17 protein-coding genes and 1 tRNA gene are annotated in these 20,203 nt (G+C 46.4%); 5 read left to right on the forward strand and 13 right to left on the reverse strand.

Annotation, left to right across the window (positions count from 1 at the left end):
• Positions 1–17: 17 nt before the first annotated feature.
• The 6 genes from LY387_RS02115 to LY387_RS02140 form a co-directional block, all read right to left on the reverse strand.
• Positions 18–1,010 (reverse strand): ABC transporter ATP-binding protein, encoded by a 993-nt coding sequence (locus tag LY387_RS02115; protein ID WP_234495154.1) that lies wholly within the window; start codon positions 1,008–1,010, stop codon positions 18–20.
• Between the two features lie 50 nt (positions 1,011–1,060).
• Positions 1,061–2,050 (reverse strand): ABC transporter ATP-binding protein, encoded by a 990-nt coding sequence (locus LY387_RS02120; protein WP_234495155.1) that lies wholly within the window; start codon positions 2,048–2,050, stop codon positions 1,061–1,063.
• Between the two features lie 2 nt (positions 2,051–2,052).
• Positions 2,053–3,078 (reverse strand): ABC transporter permease, encoded by a 1,026-nt coding sequence (locus LY387_RS02125; protein ID WP_042473346.1) that lies wholly within the window; start codon positions 3,076–3,078, stop codon positions 2,053–2,055.
• Positions 3,079–3,080: 2 nt separating this feature from the next.
• Positions 3,081–4,067 carry an ABC transporter permease gene (locus LY387_RS02130; protein WP_234495156.1) on the reverse strand — a complete coding sequence of 329 codons (987 nt, stop codon included), beginning with the start codon at positions 4,065–4,067 and terminating at the stop codon, positions 3,081–3,083.
• 153 nt (positions 4,068–4,220) lie between these two features.
• Positions 4,221–5,903: an ABC transporter substrate-binding protein gene (locus LY387_RS02135; RefSeq protein WP_234495157.1), complete on the reverse strand. Its 1,683-nt coding sequence runs from the start codon at positions 5,901–5,903 to the stop codon at positions 4,221–4,223.
• 713 nt (positions 5,904–6,616) lie between these two features.
• A complete protein-coding gene (locus tag LY387_RS02140) occupies positions 6,617–7,312 on the reverse strand; it encodes a VC0807 family protein (protein WP_128648954.1) in 696 nt (231 codons plus the stop codon).
• Positions 7,313–7,677: 365 nt separating this feature from the next.
• Here LY387_RS02140 and LY387_RS02145 point away from each other — a divergent pair, with 365 nt between their 5' ends.
• From LY387_RS02145 to LY387_RS02155, 3 genes are read left to right on the forward strand one after another with little or no spacing between them, the layout of a single operon-like run.
• Positions 7,678–8,142 carry a hypothetical protein gene (locus LY387_RS02145; protein WP_234495158.1) on the forward strand — a complete coding sequence of 155 codons (465 nt, stop codon included), beginning with the start codon at positions 7,678–7,680 and terminating at the stop codon, positions 8,140–8,142.
• 11 nt (positions 8,143–8,153) lie between these two features.
• Positions 8,154–9,656 (forward strand): GGDEF domain-containing protein, encoded by a 1,503-nt coding sequence (locus LY387_RS02150; protein WP_234495159.1) that lies wholly within the window; start codon positions 8,154–8,156, stop codon positions 9,654–9,656.
• Positions 9,644–11,143 carry a nucleoside hydrolase gene (locus tag LY387_RS02155; RefSeq protein WP_234495160.1) on the forward strand — a complete coding sequence of 500 codons (1,500 nt, stop codon included), beginning with the start codon at positions 9,644–9,646 and terminating at the stop codon, positions 11,141–11,143. The genes LY387_RS02150 and LY387_RS02155 overlap by 13 nt, the downstream gene beginning before the upstream one ends.
• 71 nt (positions 11,144–11,214) lie before the next feature.
• Here LY387_RS02155 and LY387_RS02160 read toward each other — a convergent pair whose 3' ends face one another.
• The 7 genes from LY387_RS02160 to rpsU form a co-directional block, all read right to left on the reverse strand.
• Positions 11,215–12,090 (reverse strand): SDR family oxidoreductase, encoded by an 876-nt coding sequence (locus LY387_RS02160; RefSeq protein ID WP_234495161.1) that lies wholly within the window; start codon positions 12,088–12,090, stop codon positions 11,215–11,217.
• A 71-nt stretch (positions 12,091–12,161) separates the two neighbouring features.
• Positions 12,162–13,064, reverse strand: a complete 903-nt coding sequence (locus LY387_RS02165; RefSeq protein ID WP_234495162.1) for an AraC family transcriptional regulator — start codon at positions 13,062–13,064, stop codon at positions 12,162–12,164.
• A 180-nt stretch (positions 13,065–13,244) separates the two neighbouring features.
• Positions 13,245–13,320: transfer RNA gene (locus tag LY387_RS02170), tRNA-Ile, on the reverse strand.
• Positions 13,321–13,462: 142 nt separating this feature from the next.
• The gene (gene rpoD / locus LY387_RS02175) at positions 13,463–15,316 is read right to left on the reverse strand and encodes an RNA polymerase sigma factor RpoD (RefSeq protein WP_128648949.1); all 1,854 of its coding nucleotides are present in this window, start codon (positions 15,314–15,316) and stop codon (positions 13,463–13,465) included.
• Positions 15,317–15,416: 100 nt separating this feature from the next.
• Positions 15,417–17,183: a DNA primase gene (gene dnaG, locus LY387_RS02180; protein WP_234495163.1), complete on the reverse strand. Its 1,767-nt coding sequence runs from the start codon at positions 17,181–17,183 to the stop codon at positions 15,417–15,419.
• 82 nt (positions 17,184–17,265) lie between these two features.
• Entirely contained in the window at positions 17,266–17,709 is a 444-nt protein-coding gene (locus LY387_RS02185) for a GatB/YqeY domain-containing protein (RefSeq protein ID WP_234495164.1), read from the reverse strand.
• A gap of 27 nt (positions 17,710–17,736) precedes the next feature.
• The gene (rpsU, locus tag LY387_RS02190) at positions 17,737–17,952 is read right to left on the reverse strand and encodes a 30S ribosomal protein S21 (RefSeq protein ID WP_001145625.1); all 216 of its coding nucleotides are present in this window, start codon (positions 17,950–17,952) and stop codon (positions 17,737–17,739) included.
• 241 nt (positions 17,953–18,193) lie between these two features.
• Between rpsU and tsaD the strand changes: the two genes are divergently transcribed.
• Both tsaD and LY387_RS02200 read left to right on the forward strand, forming a co-directional pair.
• A complete protein-coding gene (gene tsaD, locus LY387_RS02195) occupies positions 18,194–19,213 on the forward strand; it encodes a tRNA (adenosine(37)-N6)-threonylcarbamoyltransferase complex transferase subunit TsaD (RefSeq protein WP_042473362.1) in 1,020 nt (339 codons plus the stop codon).
• 129 nt (positions 19,214–19,342) lie between these two features.
• Positions 19,343–20,155 carry an alpha/beta fold hydrolase gene (locus tag LY387_RS02200; protein ID WP_234495165.1) on the forward strand — a complete coding sequence of 271 codons (813 nt, stop codon included), beginning with the start codon at positions 19,343–19,345 and terminating at the stop codon, positions 20,153–20,155.
• Positions 20,156–20,203 lie beyond the last annotated feature (48 nt).

The raw sequence follows: 20,203 nt of genomic DNA on the forward strand, positions 1-20,203 counted from the left end.
GAGAAGGGAGCCGGGTATTAGTTCTCGTATAAGTAGCAACGTACGAAGTGGTTGTCTGATAGCTTGGTAACGCTAGGTAAGGCTTCACGGCACTTAGTGGTGGCGTGCTTGCAGCGTCCTGCAAATGGGCAGCCTACTGATGCTGGTGTCCACAATGGGATTTCACCTTTGTTTCCTTCCAGTTTCTCGTGGATGGACTTGGATGGATCGGGGACGGCAGATACCAGCAGCTGGGTATAGGGATGCTGAGGGTTAGCAATGACCTCGTCAGTGTCGCCCCATTCGACCATGTGACCGACATACATCACGGAGATGTCTTCGGCGATGTAGCGTGCCGTTGCAATGTCGTGAGTGATGTAAAGTAGCGACATCTGCCTCTCGAACTTCATCTCTTCCATCAGGTTGAGAACGCCTGCTCGAATCGATACATCCAGCATGGATGTCGGTTCGTCTGCGAGCACGACCTCTGCACCTACGGCAATGTTTCGAGCAAGGTTGACACGCTGTCTCTGACCACCAGAAAGTTGATGCGGATATTTCGCCGCTGTCTCTTTTGGTGGGATCAACCCAACTTGTTCTAGTAGGTCGTAAACACGCTCTTCCAACTCTTTCTTGTTGCCCTTGCTGACCTTGTTATGTATCAGCAGAGGACGGGCAATGTGGTGGAAAATAGTGTGCGTTGGGTTAAGTGAACCAAACGGGTCTTGCCATACCATTTGTACGCCTTCGCGATACTGCATCAGGTCACGACGCGAGGTGATATCTTGAATGTCACGACCACGGTATTTGATCTCACCGCCACTTGGCGCATACATCTTGGCTATCATCTTAGCCGTGGTGGATTTGCCCGAGCCGGACTCACCTACGACTGATAATCCACGGCTCTTGTACATCTTGAATGAGACATCGTTAATCGCACGCATCATTGGCTGAGATAGCGCATTACTATTGATGGGAAAGTCTTTAACGACGTTGTTGCCTTCTATAAGTAGTTCACCATAGTTGCTCATAATTGTTCTCCAGAAATCCTTGTTAATACTTACTTCTTCGCTGGTGGTCGTTATGACAACTCTGGCGCGACGGCAATAGGTTCACCGTACAAATGGCAGTTTGAAAAACGGCTGTGCTCGATTTGACGCAGCTTAGTGGGTACGCGAGTACAAGCTTCATGTACTCGGTCACAACGAGCTTGGAATCGGCAGCCTTGAGGCACCTCTAAAAGGTTTAAAGGATTTCCAGGAATACCAGTCAGCTTGGTCTTAGGGCCCGTCAACGGCGGGAACGAACTACCCAGCCCTTTGGTGTAAGGGTGGTAAGGCGATTCAAGGATCTGTTTCGACGGTGCAACCTCAATAAGCTCTCCTGAATACATGATCCCAATTCGATCAGAAAACTCGACCATAAGTGAGATATCATGGGTGATGAACAAAATAGAAAAGCCAAACTCTTCTTTTAGCGCATAGATCTTTTGTAAGATCTCGCGTTGCACAACTACATCCAATGCTGTAGTCGGCTCATCCATAATGATCATCTTAGGGTTCAGTGCTAGCGCGATAGCGATGACCAGTCTCTGACGCATACCGCCAGAGAATTGGTGTGGATAATCATTTAAGCGGCTAGGGTGGATATCTACGATTTCCAAAAGCCCTTGAGCACGTTTTACTGCCTGATCACGAGTCATGTTGGTGTGGCGCATAATGACGTCACAGAACTGCTCTTCCATCGTCAGTACAGGGTTTAGCGCGTTCATCGCACTTTGGAATACCATCGACATTTCGCTCCAGCGGAATGTCTGCATGCGGTCGTCACTGTACTGAAGAATGTCTTCACCATTGAACAGTACCTGACCGCCACTGATATAAGCAGGTGGTTTATGAAGACGCATAAGAGAGAAGGCGACTGTTGACTTGCCACAGCCAGACTCGCCAGCTAGACCGAAGACTTCGCCTTTGCCGATATCGAAGCTGACGTTGTTACAAGCACGTACGTCACCAGCATCGGTAATGTAGTCAACGCAAAGGTTGCGGATTGAAATTAGTGGTTCTGACATGATTAACGATCTCCGCTCCATAGTGCATTTTGAGGCGCGACTTCAACTTCACGCTGCTTTTTGTCTTGTGCTGCGATTTTCTTCCAGCGTTTCATACCTTTGTGTGAACGAAGCTGCGGGTTAGCAATTTCATCTACCGCGAAGTTCAACAAGGCTAAACCAGTCACTAGGAATGTCAGTGCTAAACATGGTGCAATCACTTCCCACCACGCGCCGATAAGCATGGCAGATGAGGTTTGAACGTTGTAAAGCATGATGCCCCAGCTGATCGTGTTTGGATCGCCCATACCTAGGAATGAGATCGTTGCTTCCATCAAGATGGCGTACATAACAGAGCCGATGAAGCTTGCCCCAACAATGGAGATGAGGTTTGGCAGCAGCTCAACGAAGATAATACGAAGGCGCGATTCGCCCAGAACTTCGGCTGCTTTTACGAACTCTTTCTCACGTAGTGATAGGGTTTGTGCTCGAATGACCCTGGCGCCCCACGCCCAGGACATACAGCCGATGACCAAGGCTATGGTTAGCGGACCTGCCTCGCCGATAAATGCGGCCACCACAAACAGTAATGGGAACGGAGGGATAACCAGCATGATGTTCATGGCTGAGGTCAGTACTTCGTCAACTCGACCACCAAAGTAGCCTGCAGAGATACCGATAACGGTAGCAAGGAAGCAAACGGTGATACCGGCGCCAAAGCCAACCATTAGTGAAACACGTGCGCCGTAAACAACCTGTGACCAGATATCACGACCCATACGAGTTGTGCCCATTGGATGATCGGCTTTTTTCGACATCAGGAGCGTTCGGCGATCATCTGCAAGATTTTGTGCCACCCAGCCATCAGGATTCGCTTGAGCAAGCTTTACCACGGCACTTGGGTATTCATGAGAGTTACCCGTGCGTTTGTCTGGTGCGTGTTTAGTGATAAGTGGGGCTGCGACCGCCATAAACACGAACAAACCTATGATTGAAAGTCCAATCCTGGCAGTGGTATTACGCCACACGAGTTGTAAGAAACCTTTCATGGTTATTTGCCTCCCTTGCGTAGACGAGGATCAAGCACGACATAAAGCATGTCAGCCGCTAAGTTAAAGAAGAGCATAAACAGAGTCATAATAAGCAGCTGTCCTTGCAGAACCTGGTAGTCACGAGCGTGGATGGCGTTGAGCATCACAGAGCCAAGACCTGGGTAGTTAAAGATGATTTCGACAATCAGCTGACCACCAATCGCAACACCAAGAGACATTGAAAGTGCGGTAACACTTGGTAGTAGTGCGTTACGAGCGGCGTAGTTGAACACTACGCGGTTTTCACTCAGCCCCTTACCTTTTGCCATCGTGATGTAGTCTTCATTGAGAAGGTTGATCATGTTGTTACGCATATTGACTAGGAAGCCACCGATCTGAATAACCGTCGCACAGAATAGAGGCAAGACCGCGTGGTAGAGCACATCTTTGATGAATGCCCAGCTGGTCCAGTCTGGCAGGGTACCAGCAGTGTAGGCGTAACCTGTAGGGAACCATTTCAGACCGATAGCGAAGATGAACATGGCCATCATAGCGATAACCACCTGAGGCATTGCCTGAATGATAAGCATGCCCGGAGTGACAAAGGTGTCGAACTTAGAACCTCGTTTCCATGCGGCGAAAATGCCCAGTACCGAGCCGATTGAGAACGAAAGAATAACCGCGCTGCCTGCCAGAAACAGTGACCAACCGAAAGCACTACCTAATAGTGTATTGACCGATAGCGGGAAGAATTGAATCGAGGTACCTAGCTCCCAGCTCAGAATGTTTTTCATGTAATGTAGGTATTGAACGAAGTAGTTACCGTCCACAAAACCCAGTAGCTCTTTCATCGCAGCAATACGCTCTGGAGTTACCTGAACCGTCGCGTTGGCGAACATCATGGTGACTGGATCGCCTGGCATTGCTCGAGGAATAATAAAGTTGATGGTGGCTGCAACCAGAAGTGCCACCATATAAAAGGACAAACGTCTTAAAAAATAACCCATAACTCACACCTTAATTACCCAGCTTTTCCTTGCTGCTGGTAGCCTCATCTCAAATTTTGAAACGAGTAAGCCCCTGACGACGAGCGCCACACATCAACACTGATATTGAGGGGAAGAAAGCGGTACGGACGTACCGCTTTAGTTTGTGTTTACTTACTTAACTGGTTTCAGGTCCAGTACGTGAAGTAGACGCTCTGGGATACCGGCCCAGATGTTTGGACGACCTTTAGGATTTTGCTCGTTCCACCAACCCGCGAAGCGAGTCGTGTTGTATTGGAACATGTAAGCACCAGACATAACCGGGATAGTAACCTGATCTTGAGCAATGATTTTCTGGATGCCGTGAGCGATTTCTAGCTGCTCAGCTTTATCTGCAGTTTTGTAGAAGCTGTTTAGCAAGTTATCTAGCTCAGCATTCTTGTAGAAATGCATGGCAAAACGAGGCATACCGTCACCACTTTGCAGGGTCGAGTTATAGCCAGAGTTCCAGTATGTGTACGGGTCTGCACCGTGGAAGTAGTTTGTGTAAGCAACGTCATAGTTTGCTTCAAGCATTGCTTGGTTGTACACAGAGAAGTCTGGTGTACGAGCTTTTGCTTTAATGCCTGCTTCTGCAAGTTGCTCAACCGCTAGCTGAACTGTGTTGTTGAAGTCGGTCCAACCATTAGGAGATTGAATCAACAGCTCAAATGACTTGCCTGATGGAGTATCTACAAAACCATCACCATTGACATCTTTAAAGCCCGCTTTTTCAAGCAGTGCTTTTGCACCGTCGACGTCGTAAGAGTTGTAGCCCTTGTACTTGTTGTGCGTCGATTCATCTGACCAAGTAGCAAATGCGTAACCTAGACCTGAAGCGAAGTCATTTACTGTACCGCCGCCATAAAATGCGATATCAATAATTGTTTGACGGTCAAGAGCCATAGAGAATGCGCGGCGGAAGTCAACGTTAGTCAACGCTTCCTTTTTAGCAGGATCTTTATGTTTAAAGTTCACAAGAAATGCTTGTGTACCTGCTGGTGGATACCAGTATTGATGATTTGGCGACGCTGCTGCATAAGTACGGTCAATATCTGGGATGAACGATGATGTCCAGTCCATCTCTGAGTTTACAACTTTACCTAGGAACTGATCATTGTTGGCGATCTGAGGAACACGCAGACAGTCGACTTCTAGATTGTCGTTATCCCAGTAGTTAGGGTTGCGACACTGAACGTAAAGCTGTGGAGTGAAGGTGTCAATTTCAGTGAAAGGTCCTGAGCCTACAGGGTTCTCATTAGTGAACGTTGTTGGATCTTTCACATCTTTCCAAACGTGCTCAGGCACGATTGGCACCTTAACGATTTCATAAGGAACGTTTGAGTTAGCCTCAGTTGTGTAGAACTTAAGCTGGTAGTCGTTGAGTTTCTCTACCTTAGTTACCCAAGAGTTGATACCACTTTGGTCCAGGGCTGGGTTGTTCTTCACTAGGTTGAACGAGAACAATACGTCGTTAGCATCAAATGTTTCGCCGTCAGACCACTTCACGCCTTTACGAATATCAAAGGTTACAGACATAAGATCGTCTGCCATTTTGAAGCCTTCAGCTAAACGGAACACAGGCTCGTTGCCGTGCATTTCGTTAAATACAACAAGCGGCTCGTATAGGAAGTCGGTTGTTGTGTGTAAGTAGGTTGCACCCAAATATGGGTTGAAGTTGCGAACAAAGGTGTTGAACTCTTTCGGGTGGATAGTGAGTTCGCTGCGTTCTGCTGCTGTTGCTACAGAGCTGAAACCTGTTACTGCGGTCGCAATAATTGCTGTCGCTAGTGCTGTTTTTTTAATATGCGCAAGCATAGCTATTCCTTACTATTTGCTTTTGTTTCACAGAGAGACCAAGTGCTTCCCTCTCACATGTTGCTAAAGCCTACCTCTCTAAATAGGGTCCTAAAGAGTGGCCTGTAGGCCTTAGGCGTTACTAAGAAAACACCTTAAAGCACAATTTATCAATTACGCTTCCCGTCAAAAACGTCAAAACTGAGATTGAGTCCGTCAAAAACGTTAAATTTACGGCGAATTGTATGTTTTTTCATCGAGCTTCTAAGTTGGTTCCCTTCACGTAATGGTGATTTTTTGGTTATTTTGTAAGTGCTTACTATCTTATATGTGTAGTTATATGCTTACCTTCTAAGTGGTAGTACTAAAGAGTGAGATAGGTCACTACTCAAAAGTGCACGTTAATTCTATCCGAAAAATAGCACAGTGAATTTGTTGTGATAACTATCGCAAAGTGGTCATTATTTTGCTTTTCTATAGGCGGAGACTGAGAAATATGTCGGCTAATGATGGTGCTCTTGGTGTTTGTTTTGAGCCGTTAATAAAGTCTGTTTATTGAAAAACTTGCCAAAGAATCAATTGAAGAAATGGTGAAAACAAGTATTAAGAGGTTGAATGAAGAAACCGATGACACGTCGAGAGGTGTGAAGGTTGGGATGGGTAAAGCGCTAGAGGTACAAAAAAGCCCGAACAACGAATGCGTAATCGGGCTGTTTCATAAAATGCTTTCGGGATTACTTAGTGTGGAATATCTGCTCTGTTTCAAGAGAGGTCATGCCGCGGATTTGACGCCAAACATAATAGAAAATACCCATCATCATCAACATGCTTGGGATGGCGATAATAGGGTAGCTGTAGAGCGTGAGCTTCCCGAGCTCTTCATTAAATGCTGCAGTACCTGCTGGGCTGGTTACTATCCAGGTTGCAAGAAAGTAGTTCATAGCCGATGAAAACGCAAAAGTACTCGCGAACAGGTAGTTTGACGACATTAGGCAGCGGTCAAAGGCCTGTGTCTTACCGCGCTCTTGCAGGCGCTCTGTTATAAGCTCGAGGTTGAGTACCGTGTCATTCAAGATCATTTTCTGCATGAACGGATAGCGCGTAAAGGTCGAACCAAGAACCGCCAAGCCGATAAGACCTGGAATCAATGCTTCTTTTAAAGCTAGCCAGCGTGTATCAAGCTCTAATAACCCGATACCACCGGTCAATAACACGCTGATAAAACCCAACGCTGCGATAAAGTTAAATTTCTTATTGCGGATAAGATCCATACCGCCGTAGACCACAGGAAACAGCAAAGCAACAACCAGAGCCATCGCCGTTCCAAGATGTTCGTCACCGCTGAACTTCATCAGGATAAAAGATGGAATGAAAACGTTGAAGAGGATTTCAAATAGTGGGTTCGACTTTTTTGTCGTTGTGTTACTCATAATGTGCTGCTGGCTCTACTGTATCGACTGACTGTGTAATTCGAAAGGCAGTGTTCATTGCTTAATGGCAGATGTAAAGGGCTAAATTTCGAACTTGTGTAACGACATGTGAAATTACGTGTTACGATTAGGTGCTCTTTGCGTGACCTATATCGCGCTCGTTTTGAGAAAGTATGCTCTATGTTACGCCTGAACCACGGAAAAGGCGCATCATGTGATACTGCTCTATTGGTAGAAATGTTAATTAATTGTACCATTGAATATTATAACAACTTAAGCAGGACTCGATAAGGATGTTTAGTCAGCTAGTTTCAAAGGTAGCCAAGTGCTGCCTGTTAAGTACTTCTATTAGTTTATTATTTTCAATGTGGGTATACGCAGAATCGAATGCTAGTTACCCCAAAGGCTGGGAAGATTGGCCGGTCGTAAAGGAATCTATGAACCTGCCAGCCGATACGGTACTCCCACCTGACACGTCACTGTTTATCCAAGAGTCCGTTCGGGCTTACAGCTGGATCAACAACGGTGAAGGCTCACCATTAACCATTCGCGTTAACCCAGAAAAGATTGAACAGTACAAGACCCACGGTCCTTATACCGATGGTCCCACTGTGGTTGCCGTCTCTGAGGTTCAAGGCATTGTCTGGGTAACGGAGCATATTGCAGGCGAGGCAATTTATGGGAGCTACGATAGAAAAGGCAAGGACATCTCTTCTATGCACCCGACACTAGAGCCAAGTTTTTGTCAGAACTGCCACACCACGTACAAAGATATTTGCATCAATGGCACCTGTACTGAGCCCGTTTTGGAAGTGTATGAGTCTAAATAGGATTCGTTAATTTGGGCCCCAATCTGTTTGGTCGGTTGACTATAAACCAGATGCTGTTTGTCTCGCATCTGGTTTTAGTGATGTTCATCATCGTCGGGATGACCTACACAAGATACACCAGTGAGTGGTCTAATCGACTCGACACCACGGTTGAGATTGCCGAGGCACATCTCGCCCCGCACAATACGTTCCTCTCGGGCGCTGTGGCTGGGCGAAACTATGCCAAGCTGCTTATGCCAACCACTAAAGACACACTTTTCAGTATACCCAACCTTCGGTTTCTAGAGGTCAGTGGCACATCAGATTATCAAGGGCAACCGATAGGAGTTCGTTACTCCCCCAAGGAACAACAGGCTTGGCGAACGGATATTGATGACACTGAGGTCACAGTGCTCGCTGCACGGCTAAAAGAGTTAGACGCGGCACTAAGCTCTAAAGACGAAAAAACGCAAGCGAGAGTCAACAAGCTGACTTACGTAAAAAACAAGCTTCAAAGCGACTTCAATAGTTTACAGTCGAGTCAAGAGATCCACAAAACCTACACCTTACCTTGGTCTAAGCCTGATTTAAGCCAACAGCATTGGCTTTTGGATCTGAAGCAGAACATTTTGCATGTTTGTATTGAACTGCGAAATGAAAATGGAGGAGAGCTCTGGTTGGTGCTTGATGCCACGGAGCTTCAGGCTTTTCGTAAGGCGTTAGTACGCAGTTTGCTGTTTGAGGCCAGCGGTGCATTTTTGGTCTCTTTGGTGTTGATATATTGGGTCACGCTTTGGATTGTGAGCCCACTTAAACGGCTGGCGAATTCCATGAAATCGGATGTGGAAGACATTCGCTTAAACATTCCAAAAGAAGTGCAGCGTGATGATGAGATAGGTGACCTTGCTCGTTCCTACATGAGTCTTATCCAAAAGATAGAAAACCAACTAGGGGTATTGCAACAGCAAACAGACACCGACCCTCTTACAGGTCTTGGCTCTCGCTACAAGTACTCACGCGATGGTAAGGCATTCTTGATGCATCATCTCAGCCACGGTCGATACGTTGGCTACATGGTTTGTGACATCGATAACTTTAAGGCCTATAACGACCTCTATGGCCATATTGCGGGTGACAACGCCTTGTGTATGGTGGCGTCGGTGATTGGCGAACAAGTAAAAGGTCAGGGGTTTGCTGTGCGTCTGGGAGGAGAAGAGTTTGTTGTGGTGATTGAGGCAAACACGTCTCAAGAAATTGAGGGCGTCGCTAACCGTATCCATCATGCAATAGAAGATCTGAGTATCTTGCATCGCGGTAACCCTCCCTTTAATCGCGTGACTATCTCGATAGGCTCTATCGCTATCGCACCTACTCAGCTCGCTTTTGATGGCGAGGCGCTACTTGCCGAGGCGTTTGATGCCGCTGATGTTCATCTCTATCACTGTAAAACCAGTGGAAGAAATCAATCACATCACCAAGAGGTCACGATTGGTGAGTTACTAGAGACTACTGTGGAGAAACAATGCAGAGAGTAAGCAAGGAAGCACCACTGCAAGGCAATCAAACACGTCTATGGATAGACACGGATATCACGATTGGTACGCATGGCAAGTTAATGGCGTTCCGAGATGTTGATGATGGTTATGCGCTAGGCGCTTTGTTTCGTAGCCAGGAGGTTGATATTGTTGGGTTAAGCTCGACGCGCGGTAATACGGACGATATTGCAGTTACTACCGCCAAGGCGAAAGAGTTTACCGCACGATTTGGTCCAAACAGCTTAACGGTAACGGCTGGTGCGGCGGTAAACTTTGAAGATGACAAATATACCAAAGCCACATTACCCGATGGTGTGAAAGCGTTGGCAGAGCAGTTACAGCAGGGAAGGTTAACCATTCTTGCCATCGGAGCACTGACCAATATCGCGCTGTTACTAAAATATTTTCCTGAGCTGAGTTGTCAGATTGAGCAGATTATTTGTGTTGCAGGTCGACGCTCAGTGGATCAGCATTTCATTTCCGGCTCCCATCAACCAAGGCCTTTTCGGGATCTTAATTTTGAATTTGATGTTCCTGCTTTTCGTAAGGTGTTAGAGGGTGATGTAGCGCTTACCTTGGTTCCGTTCGAAGTATGCCAACAAGTTTGGATTCATTTTAAAGATCTAGAGCAGTTGGCGGAGTCTAATCAGCTCAGTCGTTATTTAGCTGAGCACTCACTAGGGTGGTATTTAGAATGGAAAGCGGTATTCGGCGCTAAGCAAGGCTTTAATCCTTTTGATATGGTTGCGGCGGCGTTTGCTATAAATCCTCAATGGTTCCAAAGTAAGCAATGGCCAGTGGCGATAGTAGAAGCGCCAAGTGATACTGAACATAAGCAGGACAAACCCTATTTGCTTTGTCACCCAGATCTCGTCAGTCAGCGTAAAGTGAACTACCTAGTAGAGATTGCCCCATCGGCATCAGAGACGCTGCTCGAACGTATAGAGCAAAATGACATCAGCGCCTTTGTGCTCGGTCTCTCTCATATTAATGTCATCGTTGATGATGTCGATAGCGCGAGTAAGTACTACCAGCGAGTCCTTGGTTTTAAGCCAGCTTTCGATGAGCAAGGTCAGCCGATGGATTATCGTGGTGTTTCTATGGCGCAGTTTAATCAAGACGCCGGGCTTGCCGGTCAAGATGTGATTGTTGACGTTCTATTTGTTAAACATCCATACGCCCACATCTACTTGGAGCTGATGAAATACCATAAACCCATTGGTAATCGTGAGTTACCACCACAACCACGAACCTATGACTTAGGTGGGCCTCGTCATATCGCGCTGGAAGTATCGAACTGCAATGAGGTATTTAATTACCTAAAAGCTCAGCCTGATGCCAAGATGATCGACCCTCGTTCATCGTACCATCCTGAGAAGTTAGACGGCTTCCCAATTACCTTCTTTTATTGGATTGATAAATATGGCATTCAATGGGAGATCGAGGAAGGGAGAAGAGTTGGTACTTCCCGAGGGATCGTGCAGTAGTTTAACCTAAGAGGTTGAGGCGAGTTCCTTGATTAGCTCAAGCTACTCGCCTCAACGGATCATTGGACTAACTATTTGAGCTGTTTTACAAACTCATCAAAGCTCAGTTTAGGCTCTCCTAGTACTTTCCAGCTCTCATCTTGGATAGGCTGTTCCGCCAACTGCTCTACAAATAGCATCATGTGCTCCATGAACTCGACTTGTTCTGCAGGTAATCCCATTTGTTGAATAACTTCAATGGGGTAGTGTTCAATTGTGATATCAGGGTTGAAGTTATGAATAAAGCGACGAGCAGCCTCGGGAAACGACATTCCTTCTTTTCCTTGAATAGCAAACGAGCGGTTAAAAGCCTCAGGGTTGCCAATGGCATTGAGAATGCTGTTGGCTAGTTGATGCGTATTGGTAAAATAGAGCGAATGTTTTAAGTTGCCAAAAAGCGCAAAGGTTCTTTCTTGAATGTAGACCGGGAAGGAATCAACAAAGAACGAACAAAGCAAAAAGGTATGCGCAATCTTAGACTCTTTAACATAGCTCATTCCTTGTTCGCGAATTAAGCTCGTCTTTAGTTGTCTTCCTTCGAGAGCGAAGTCAGATCTTAGTGATTCAATACCACCTATTTGAATTAATTGTTTTACTTGGTTTTGCTCGGCAGCGGCGATAATGTTGCGGACTCCTTCACGCTCGGGGTGGAAAGATAAATTAGCATCCAAAGAGGTGGTGTTTAAATGTATGTATACATGCTCTGATCCCTGTAGAGCTTTGATGAGACTTTCTTTATCCTCTACATCCCCATAAACGATTTCAGTTTCTTCCGGAAGCAAGGTTCGCGCTTTCTCTACGTTACGCACCACAGCCTTGACTGACACGCCTCTGTTGATCAGTTGCTTGATGACGGGTACGGATAAAGTACCTGTTGCGCCAATTACTGTTAATGATTGATGACTCATTCTCAGTCCTCTTGTGATTATGGTGTGAGTCACTTTACAAACGAATCAGATCTGTGGCTTTTCCATTCTTGCTAATTTTCCATTGGTACGATTGGAAGGCAAATCTCAATCACCCATGGTGATGAAGGGTCGTCTAGGTCAAATTTTTCAAAGGTTTCAAAGCCTGGTAAGCCTGAAAGCGTATATCCGCTATAGGGCAGCCAAGAGGTGATCAAATCATCCCAAGGCTTCTCAAGATCACCGTTGGTGATTTCACATTGATATACCGCACAAGTTGAAGCAGGAAATGACTGAATATGTAGTAACTCGGGTAGGGTGACTGTATTGGGGCATTCGACTCCAATATCATAACGACACCTTGTCGTCTCGGTGATCTCTGGGTTATCCCAGGCTATACCTATTGGTTTCGTTACCTCTATTTGTGCCGCTTTCAATATCTCTTGGAGTTGAGTCATGTACGCGCGTGTGGAATCCGAATGGTAAGGACCGAGAAAGCGAGTGTAGGCTAGGCTGAACTTGGGGCGGTTGATAAGTTGAACATTCAGTTGTGAATCGGAAAGATTAGCTTCGTCGGGCTGCTGGAGCTTTATGTTGTTTCGCAGGATAGCTAGGCTCTCCACATGGTTTTTTCTATGCTTGAAAAAGCTAGGAGGCTGACCAAATTGCTTAGTGAACTGCTTTGTGAAATTTTGAGCACTGGAAAAACCAAACTCTAGAGCGAGATCAGTAATATTGATATTAGCGTCGAGAACTAGCTGATTAGCGGCTTTCTCTAACCTTGTCCGTCGCGTGAAATCGGCTACCGTCTCACCCGCGAAAGCTTTAAATAAACGGTGGAAATGGTACTTAGAAAAGTGGGCACTACGCGCTATATCTTCTAGTGATAGATTGTCCTTTGCATGTTCACTGATAAAGTTCATCGCCGTAAAAATACGCCGCTGATACTCATTACACCTGCTATCCTTGGTTATCATTGTGGACACTTAAGCTCCTTGTCCCTATTGCTAAGAGAACGGAGTGTAGCATTGGTACAAAGAATTAAGAAGTTGGTAGCAGCCTACGCTTACTGTTTGTTGAGCAAGCAATTTATTATGGAAGAGAGTGGGATGAAATGACAAAAGGCGCATAGATTTCTCTATGCGCCTTTCTAAATTTGGTGGCCCCTCGCAGACTTGAACTGCGGACCAATCGATTATGAGTCGACTGCTCTAACCACTGAGCTAAGGGGCCAATAGGTGGATGATTATAGGGGAAGGTAGGGCGAGTGTCTAGATGCAGTAGGGGCTAATTGCGCTTGCTTTTTAGTCACTTAAACCTTGCAGATACAAAAAAGGTGAGCCAGTGCTCACCTTTTTGTTAAAGCTTGATGCGATTACTCGTCAAGGAAGCTGCGCAGCGTTTCTGAGCGGCTTGGGTGACGAAGCTTACGCAGAGCTTTTGCTTCGATCTGACGGATACGCTCACGCGTTACGTCGAACTGCTTACCAACCTCTTCTAGAGTGTGGTCAGTGTTCATATCAATACCAAAGCGCATACGAAGTACTTTTGCTTCACGAGGCGTTAGACCAGCTAGTACGTCTTTCGTTGCAACACGTAGACTTGTCATCGTTGCTGAGTCTACTGGTAGCTCTAGCGTTGTATCTTCGATGAAATCACCTAGATGCGAATCTTCGTCGTCACCGATTGGTGTCTCCATAGAGATTGGCTCTTTAGCGATCTTAAGTACTTTGCGGATCTTATCTTCAGGCATTTGCATACGCTCTGCCAATTCTTCAGGAAGTGGCTCACGGCCCATTTCTTGAAGCATTTGACGAGAGATACGGTTTAGCTTGTTGATAGTCTCGATCATGTGTACTGGGATACGGATGGTACGAGCTTGGTCAGCGATTGAACGCGTGATAGCCTGACGGATCCACCATGTTGCGTAAGTCGAGAACTTGTAACCGCGACGGTATTCAAACTTATCTACCGCTTTCATCAGACCGATGTTACCTTCTTGGATAAGATCCAAGAACTGTAGACCACGGTTGGTGTACTTCTTCGCGATAGAGATAACAAGACGTAAGTTCGCTTCAACCATCTCTTTCTTCGCACGGCGAGCTTTCGCTTCACCGATAGACATGCGACGGCTGATGTCTTTGATGTTTTGTACAGAAAGCGAAGTTTCTTCTTCGATGATGTCCAGTTTCTGGATAGAGCGACGGATATCATCTTCGTAACGCTTGATCTTTTCTGCGTACGGCTTATCAGAAGCAAGAACTTCGTCTAGCCACGCATCACTTGATTCGTTACCTGTGAACAGCGCGATGAACGATTTCTTCGGCATTTTGCCGTACTCTACCGCTTGACGCATGATCAGGCGCTCTTGAGTACGTACGCGGTCCATAGACGTGCGTAGTTCGTTCACAAGGTGATCGAACTGCTTAGGCGTTAGACGGAACTCACGGAACACTTCTTGTACTAGTTCATGCGACTTAGCCACTTGTGGGCTGTCGTAGCCGAATTCGTTTACGGCTAACTGAAGATCTTGGTAGGTGTTACGAAGCGCAGTGAATTTTTCAAGAGCAAGCTCAGGGTCGATACCTGTATCTTCCTCTTCTTCGCTCTCTGAATCGTCTTCTTCTTCGACGTCTTCATCATCTTCGTCTTCAAGATCTGCTTCAGACAGTTCGGAACCGATATGTGTAGCAGTAGGTGCCGCTGTTTCTTCTTCGTTTGGATCAACAAAGCCAGTGATAACGTCAGTTAAGCGAAGTTCTTCCGCCTGCACCTTATCAAACTGTTCAAGAATGTATGGGATGGTACCTGGGTATTCTGCCACTGAGCTTTGAACTTGGTTGATACCGTCTTCAATGCGTTTAGCAATGTCAATCTCGCCTTCGCGAGTCAATAGCTCAACAGTACCCATCTCACGCATGTACATGCGGACAGGATCAGTAGTACGACCGATTTCACTTTCAACGCTAGAAAGTGCAGCTGCAGCGGCTTCGGCTGCATCTTCATCAGTAATGTTGTTGTCATCATTCAGAGCAAGATCATCAGCATCAGGAGCAGTCTCTACTACCTTAATACCCATGTCATTAATCATCTGAATAATATCTTCTACCTGTTCTGAATCGACGATTTCTTCAGGTAGGTGGTCATTTACTTCTGCGTAGGTCAGATAGCCTTGTTCCTTGCCCTTAATGACAAGTAGCTTCAGCTGTGACTGCGGATTTTGGTCCATAGACGATATCCAACTTAAGATCTGGTGAAGGAATTTTAGTATGCGAAATGCAAACCACTAATATTAACAAATTTATTCGTTGCTGACTAACTGAATTGGGTTACGCTTTTAAGTCTAGCATCAAGGCTAGCAGCTCCCGTTTTTCTTCGACTGATAAGCCGACACTTCTTTCTTTGGCCTGCAGGTTTTCAATTTGCTTTTCAATGCATTGGGATAAAATTTTGTCCAATGAATCGATAAATACGTCTTCTTGGTTGTCGTCGTCAAGTGGAATGACCCAACTTGCGAGACGAGACAGAAGTGCCTCATTACTACTTCCACGCCATTGTTCTAATAGCTGGCCTGTAGTCATATGGGGATGTGCTTGACATTTATCAACCACTTCCACAAATAAATTCAGCCCAGGCAGTGACAAATCTCTCACTGTGGACAAATCAGGTACCATTTCAGCATAGCTCGGATTTTGTAAAAGGAGAGCTATGACTTCACGCATTGGTGTGCGTTTAATCTCTTTATGAGGCTGAGCTCGCGTTTCTTGCTGACCTTGCTTATCGATAAGCTGTTGCAGTTGTCTTTCATCGACAAGACCCAGTTTACGCCCTAGAAGCTCCCTCAAGTATAGTCGCAATGTGCCGCCGGGCACTTTGTCGATCAATGGAACCGCTAGAGTGCTAAGCTTTGCCATCCCTTCTTTCGTGCGGGTATCGACCTGCTGCATGAGTGAGGAAAACATAAACTCAGATAATGGCATGGCATTTTGCACTTCGGCTTCGAACGCTTCTTTGCCGTTTTGGCGAATGAATGAATCCGGGTCTTCGCCGTCTGGCAAGAACATGAATTTAAGCTGCCTACCATCATTTAAGTAAGGCAGAGCATTCTCCATTGCGCGCCAAGCAGCATCTCGACCCGCTCGGTCACCATCGTAACAGCACACGACTGTACTGGTTTGGCGAAACAGTACCTGAAGGTGATCACCTGTTGTTGACGTACCCAAAGAGGCGACAGAGTAGTCAACGCCATATTGTGCCAGTGCGACGACGTCCATATAGCCTTCTACGACAAGAACCTGTGGTGGCTCACGATAGGCTTGCAGCACTTCGTAAAGGCCATAAAGCTCTTTACCTTTATGGAAGATTGGCGTTTCAGGAGAGTTTAGGTACTTGGGCGTACCATCGCCTAAAACACGTCCACCAAAGCCAATCACACGACCACGTCGGTCACGAATAGGGAACATGATACGACCTCTAAAGCGGTCATATCGGTTACCCTTGTCGTTTTCTATCAACATACCACCAGACACCAACATGTCTTGAGTGGCTTTTTGTTGACCGAAGTTCTTACGCACGCTATCCCATTCATCTGGGACGTAGCCAATGCCAAACTTCTGAACAATCTCTCCAGAGAGCCCACGGCCCTTTAGATACTCTATAGCGACTTTGTTTGCAGAAACTTTAAGCTGATCTCGGTAGTATTGACCTATGGTCCCCATCAGATCATAGAGAGATCGTTTCTGTTCGCTACTAGCGGTAGGTCCTTTGGAGAAATTACCCGATTGCCCACTGCGCTGTTCTCTTGGAACATCCAACCCTAATGATGAAGCTAACTCTTCAATCGCTTCAACAAACTCGAGGCGTTCATACTCCATGAGAAAGTCGATAGCATTGCCGTGTACGCCACAGCCAAAGCAATGATAGAACTGCTTTTCTTGGCTTACGCTGAAAGAAGGGGTTTTTTCGTTATGGAATGGGCAGCAAGCACCGTAGTTCTTACCTTGTTTCTTCAGTTTTACGCGTGCGTCAATGACGTCGACAATATCAAGTCGAGCGAGTAAGTCATCGATAAAGCTACGAGGGATGATTCCTGCCATAAAACCTTTTTACAAGAGAGAGATACAAACAAGCCGTGCGTTCCAAAGGATAGCACGGCTTGTTGCAATTTTGGTTGAGTAATTAAGCGAGTTTAGAGCGAACTAAACCACTTACTTTACCCATATCTGCACGACCTTGAATTTGTGGCTTAAGCACACCCATTACCTTACCCATGTCTTGCATGCCCGCAGCACCAGATTCTGCAATTGCACTGTCAATCAGTGCAGCGACTTCATCATCAGTCAGCGGTTGAGGCATAAAATCCTCAAGTACGGCAATTTCAGCTTGCTCAGCTTCAGCGAGATCTTGACGACCAGCTGCTTCAAATTGCGTAACAGAATCGCGACGTTGTTTAACCATTTTAGTCAGCACAGCAAGAATGTCGTCTTCGCCCAGAGTAATCTGTTCGTCGACTTCACGTTGCTTAACGGCTGCTAGAGCTAAACGAATAGTGCCAAGGCGCGCTTTGTCCTTGGCTTTCATCGCTAATTTTTGCTCTTCTTTGAGTTTATCAATCAGAGCCATAACTAAAATCCTATTTGGACCTAGTTATTAGTACAGGCGAACGCGACGAGCGTTTTCGCGAGCTAGCTTCTTAGCGTGACGCTTTTGAGCTGCTGCTTTAGCGCGTTTGCGAACTGTAGTTGGTTTTTCATAGTGCTCACGACGACGCACTTCAGAAAGGATACCTGCTTTTTCGCAAGAGCGCTTGAAACGACGTAGTGCAACGTCGAACGGTTCGTTTTCACGTACTTTAACTACTGGCATATGCCTTTCACCTCAGGGGTTAACTGTTCATTAATGCTGGCGCTTGTTGGTTAGTACTAAGAACTCTCAATGGAACTCTCTGTTCTAAGCGTAAAACCAGCTAGATCAAAAATGGTGCGGAATTTTAATCCGATCACATGCCCTTTGTAAAGTACTTTGTCGTCTATCTCTTGTACAAAATTTGTTTGCGAGCTCATGACGAGGTAATATTGCGCCAATTTCGAAATATGTCGAGAACAATATGCGCATTCTAGGTATTGAAACCTCTTGTGATGAAACAGGCATCGCAATCTATGATGATGAAAAAGGACTGCTGTCTCATCAACTATATAGCCAGGTAAAACTGCACGCTGATTACGGCGGTGTTGTCCCTGAATTGGCGTCACGTGATCACGTGAAGAAAACGATCCCGTTGATCAAAGCAGCATTAGCAGAAGCGAATCTGACACCAAAAGATATTGACGGTGTGGCCTATACCGCTGGTCCAGGTCTGGTGGGTGCGCTGCTGGTTGGTACGACGATTGGACGCAGCATGGCTTACGCGTGGGGTGTGCCTGCTGTGCCGGTGCATCATATGGAAGGACACTTGCTGGCACCAATGCTGGAAGACAATCCACCACCATTCCCATTTATCGCTCTGTTGGTCTCAGGCGGACACAGCATGATCGTTGAAGTAAAAGGCATTGGTGAGTATCAGATCCTTGGTGAGTCTATTGATGATGCCGCTGGCGAAGCATTTGACAAGACGGCGAAACTGATGGGCCTTGATTACCCGGGTGGGCCGCTGCTTTCTAAGCTTGCAGACAAAGGCACGCCAGGTCGCTTTAAGTTCCCACGTCCAATGACGGATCGTCCGGGTCTTGATATGAGCTTTTCGGGTCTTAAAACGTTTGCAGCGAATACCATTGCGGCGAACGATGATAGTGAGCAGACGCGCGCAGACATTGCTTACGCATTCCAAGAGGCGGTGTGTGAAACTCTAGCAATCAAATGTAAGCGTGCCCTAAAGCAAACGGGTATGAAGCGTATCGTTATCGCGGGTGGTGTGAGTGCTAACCGTTTCTTGCGTAAAGAGCTAGAGGCGCTGGCGAGCAAAATCGGTGGTGAGGTCTATTACCCACGCACTGAGTTTTGTACTGACAATGGGGCGATGATTGCTTATGCGGGCATGCAGCGACTTAAAAATGGTGAAGCGGCCGAACTTTCGGTTGAGGCGACGCCACGCTGGCCAATTGATCAGCTAAGTCCGATAAAAGGTTAACAATGAAGGTCACGCAAGTGGCCTTTTTTAATGACATTTCTGCACAAAACTCCTAAAGTCCGAGACTGGCTTATCGTGCTACAGTCTTGAATAGCAAAGTAATGGTTATTAATTAGGGAATACGACAACATGAAGCAGTTTACCGTTGAAGGACAAGTCATGACGTATCAGGATGTCGGCGAGGGGCCGGTCGTCCTATTTGGTCACAGCTATTTGTGGGATAGCCAAATGTGGCAGCCGCAAGTAGAAGCGCTGAGTCAGCACTATCGTTGTATCGTTCCTGATTTGTGGGCTCATGGACAGTCGCAAGCCGCACCGGCATCAATGAGTAATCTTGCCGATTACGCCAAGCACGTGTTGGCGTTAATGGATGAGCTTGGGATTGAGACGTTTTCAATCGTCGGTTTGTCGGTTGGCGGCATGTGGGGCTCGGAGTTGACGGCTCTGGCTCCAGCTCGAGTAAAAAGCTTAGTGTTGATGGATACTTTCGTCGGTTTAGAGCCTGAGGTTGCGCATGCCAAGTATTTTTCAATGCTAGCGACGATCTCTGAGCTTAAGATGGTACCCGCACCCATTGTCGACGCGGTTGTGCCGTTGTTTTTTGCCAATAATGCCAAGCAAGATAATACAGAGTTAGTTTCAGGTTTTGAAACCAAACTTGCCGCTTTGTCAGGTGAGCAGGCAGATCAAGTTGCTCGAATCGGTCGAATGGTGTTTGGTCGTCGTGACCTCTGTGATGAGATTGAGAAGTTTGCATTGCCGACCTTGATTGCCGTTGGTGCAGAAGATAAGCCTCGTCCAGTGCTTGAGTCTTACCTAATGAATGATCTGATCACTGGAAGCTCGATCAACGTGATCCCTTCTGCAGGTCATATTAGTAACTTAGAGCAGCCAGAGTATGTGACGGGGATGCTGAGTGAGTTTTTATCTCAGCATGCGTAAGCAGCCAACATCGCGTATACAGAAAAGAGCAGCTTAGGCTGCTCTTTT

It is taken from the genome of Vibrio maritimus, assembly GCF_021441885.1.
GTDB lineage: Bacteria > Pseudomonadota > Gammaproteobacteria > Enterobacterales > Vibrionaceae > Vibrio > Vibrio maritimus_B.

What these genes read in the sequence shown, in the direction of transcription:
- LY387_RS02115 (WP_234495154.1), bottom strand. Translation starts at nt 1,010, where the DNA reads ATGAGCAACTATGGTGAACTACTTATAGAAGGCAACAACGTCGTTAAA.
- LY387_RS02120 (WP_234495155.1), bottom strand. Translation starts at nt 2,050, where the DNA reads ATGTCAGAACCACTAATTTCAATCCGCAACCTTTGCGTTGACTACATT.
- LY387_RS02125 (WP_042473346.1), bottom strand. Translation starts at nt 3,078, where the DNA reads ATGAAAGGTTTCTTACAACTCGTGTGGCGTAATACCACTGCCAGGATT.
- LY387_RS02130 (WP_234495156.1), bottom strand. Translation starts at nt 4,067, where the DNA reads ATGGGTTATTTTTTAAGACGTTTGTCCTTTTATATGGTGGCACTTCTG.
- LY387_RS02135 (WP_234495157.1), bottom strand. Translation starts at nt 5,903, where the DNA reads ATGCTTGCGCATATTAAAAAAACAGCACTAGCGACAGCAATTATTGCG.
- LY387_RS02140 (WP_128648954.1), bottom strand. Translation starts at nt 7,312, where the DNA reads ATGAGTAACACAACGACAAAAAAGTCGAACCCACTATTTGAAATCCTC.
- LY387_RS02145 (WP_234495158.1), top strand. Translation starts at nt 7,678, where the DNA reads ATGTGGGTATACGCAGAATCGAATGCTAGTTACCCCAAAGGCTGGGAA.
- LY387_RS02155 (WP_234495160.1), top strand. Translation starts at nt 9,644, where the DNA reads ATGCAGAGAGTAAGCAAGGAAGCACCACTGCAAGGCAATCAAACACGT.
- LY387_RS02160 (WP_234495161.1), bottom strand. Translation starts at nt 12,090, where the DNA reads ATGAGTCATCAATCATTAACAGTAATTGGCGCAACAGGTACTTTATCC.
- LY387_RS02165 (WP_234495162.1), bottom strand. Translation starts at nt 13,064, where the DNA reads ATGATAACCAAGGATAGCAGGTGTAATGAGTATCAGCGGCGTATTTTT.
- rpoD (WP_128648949.1), bottom strand. Translation starts at nt 15,316, where the DNA reads ATGGACCAAAATCCGCAGTCACAGCTGAAGCTACTTGTCATTAAGGGC.
- dnaG (WP_234495163.1), bottom strand. Translation starts at nt 17,183, where the DNA reads ATGGCAGGAATCATCCCTCGTAGCTTTATCGATGACTTACTCGCTCGA.
- LY387_RS02185 (WP_234495164.1), bottom strand. Translation starts at nt 17,709, where the DNA reads ATGGCTCTGATTGATAAACTCAAAGAAGAGCAAAAATTAGCGATGAAA.
- rpsU (WP_001145625.1), bottom strand. Translation starts at nt 17,952, where the DNA reads ATGCCAGTAGTTAAAGTACGTGAAAACGAACCGTTCGACGTTGCACTA.
- tsaD (WP_042473362.1), top strand. Translation starts at nt 18,194, where the DNA reads ATGCGCATTCTAGGTATTGAAACCTCTTGTGATGAAACAGGCATCGCA.
- LY387_RS02200 (WP_234495165.1), top strand. Translation starts at nt 19,343, where the DNA reads ATGAAGCAGTTTACCGTTGAAGGACAAGTCATGACGTATCAGGATGTC.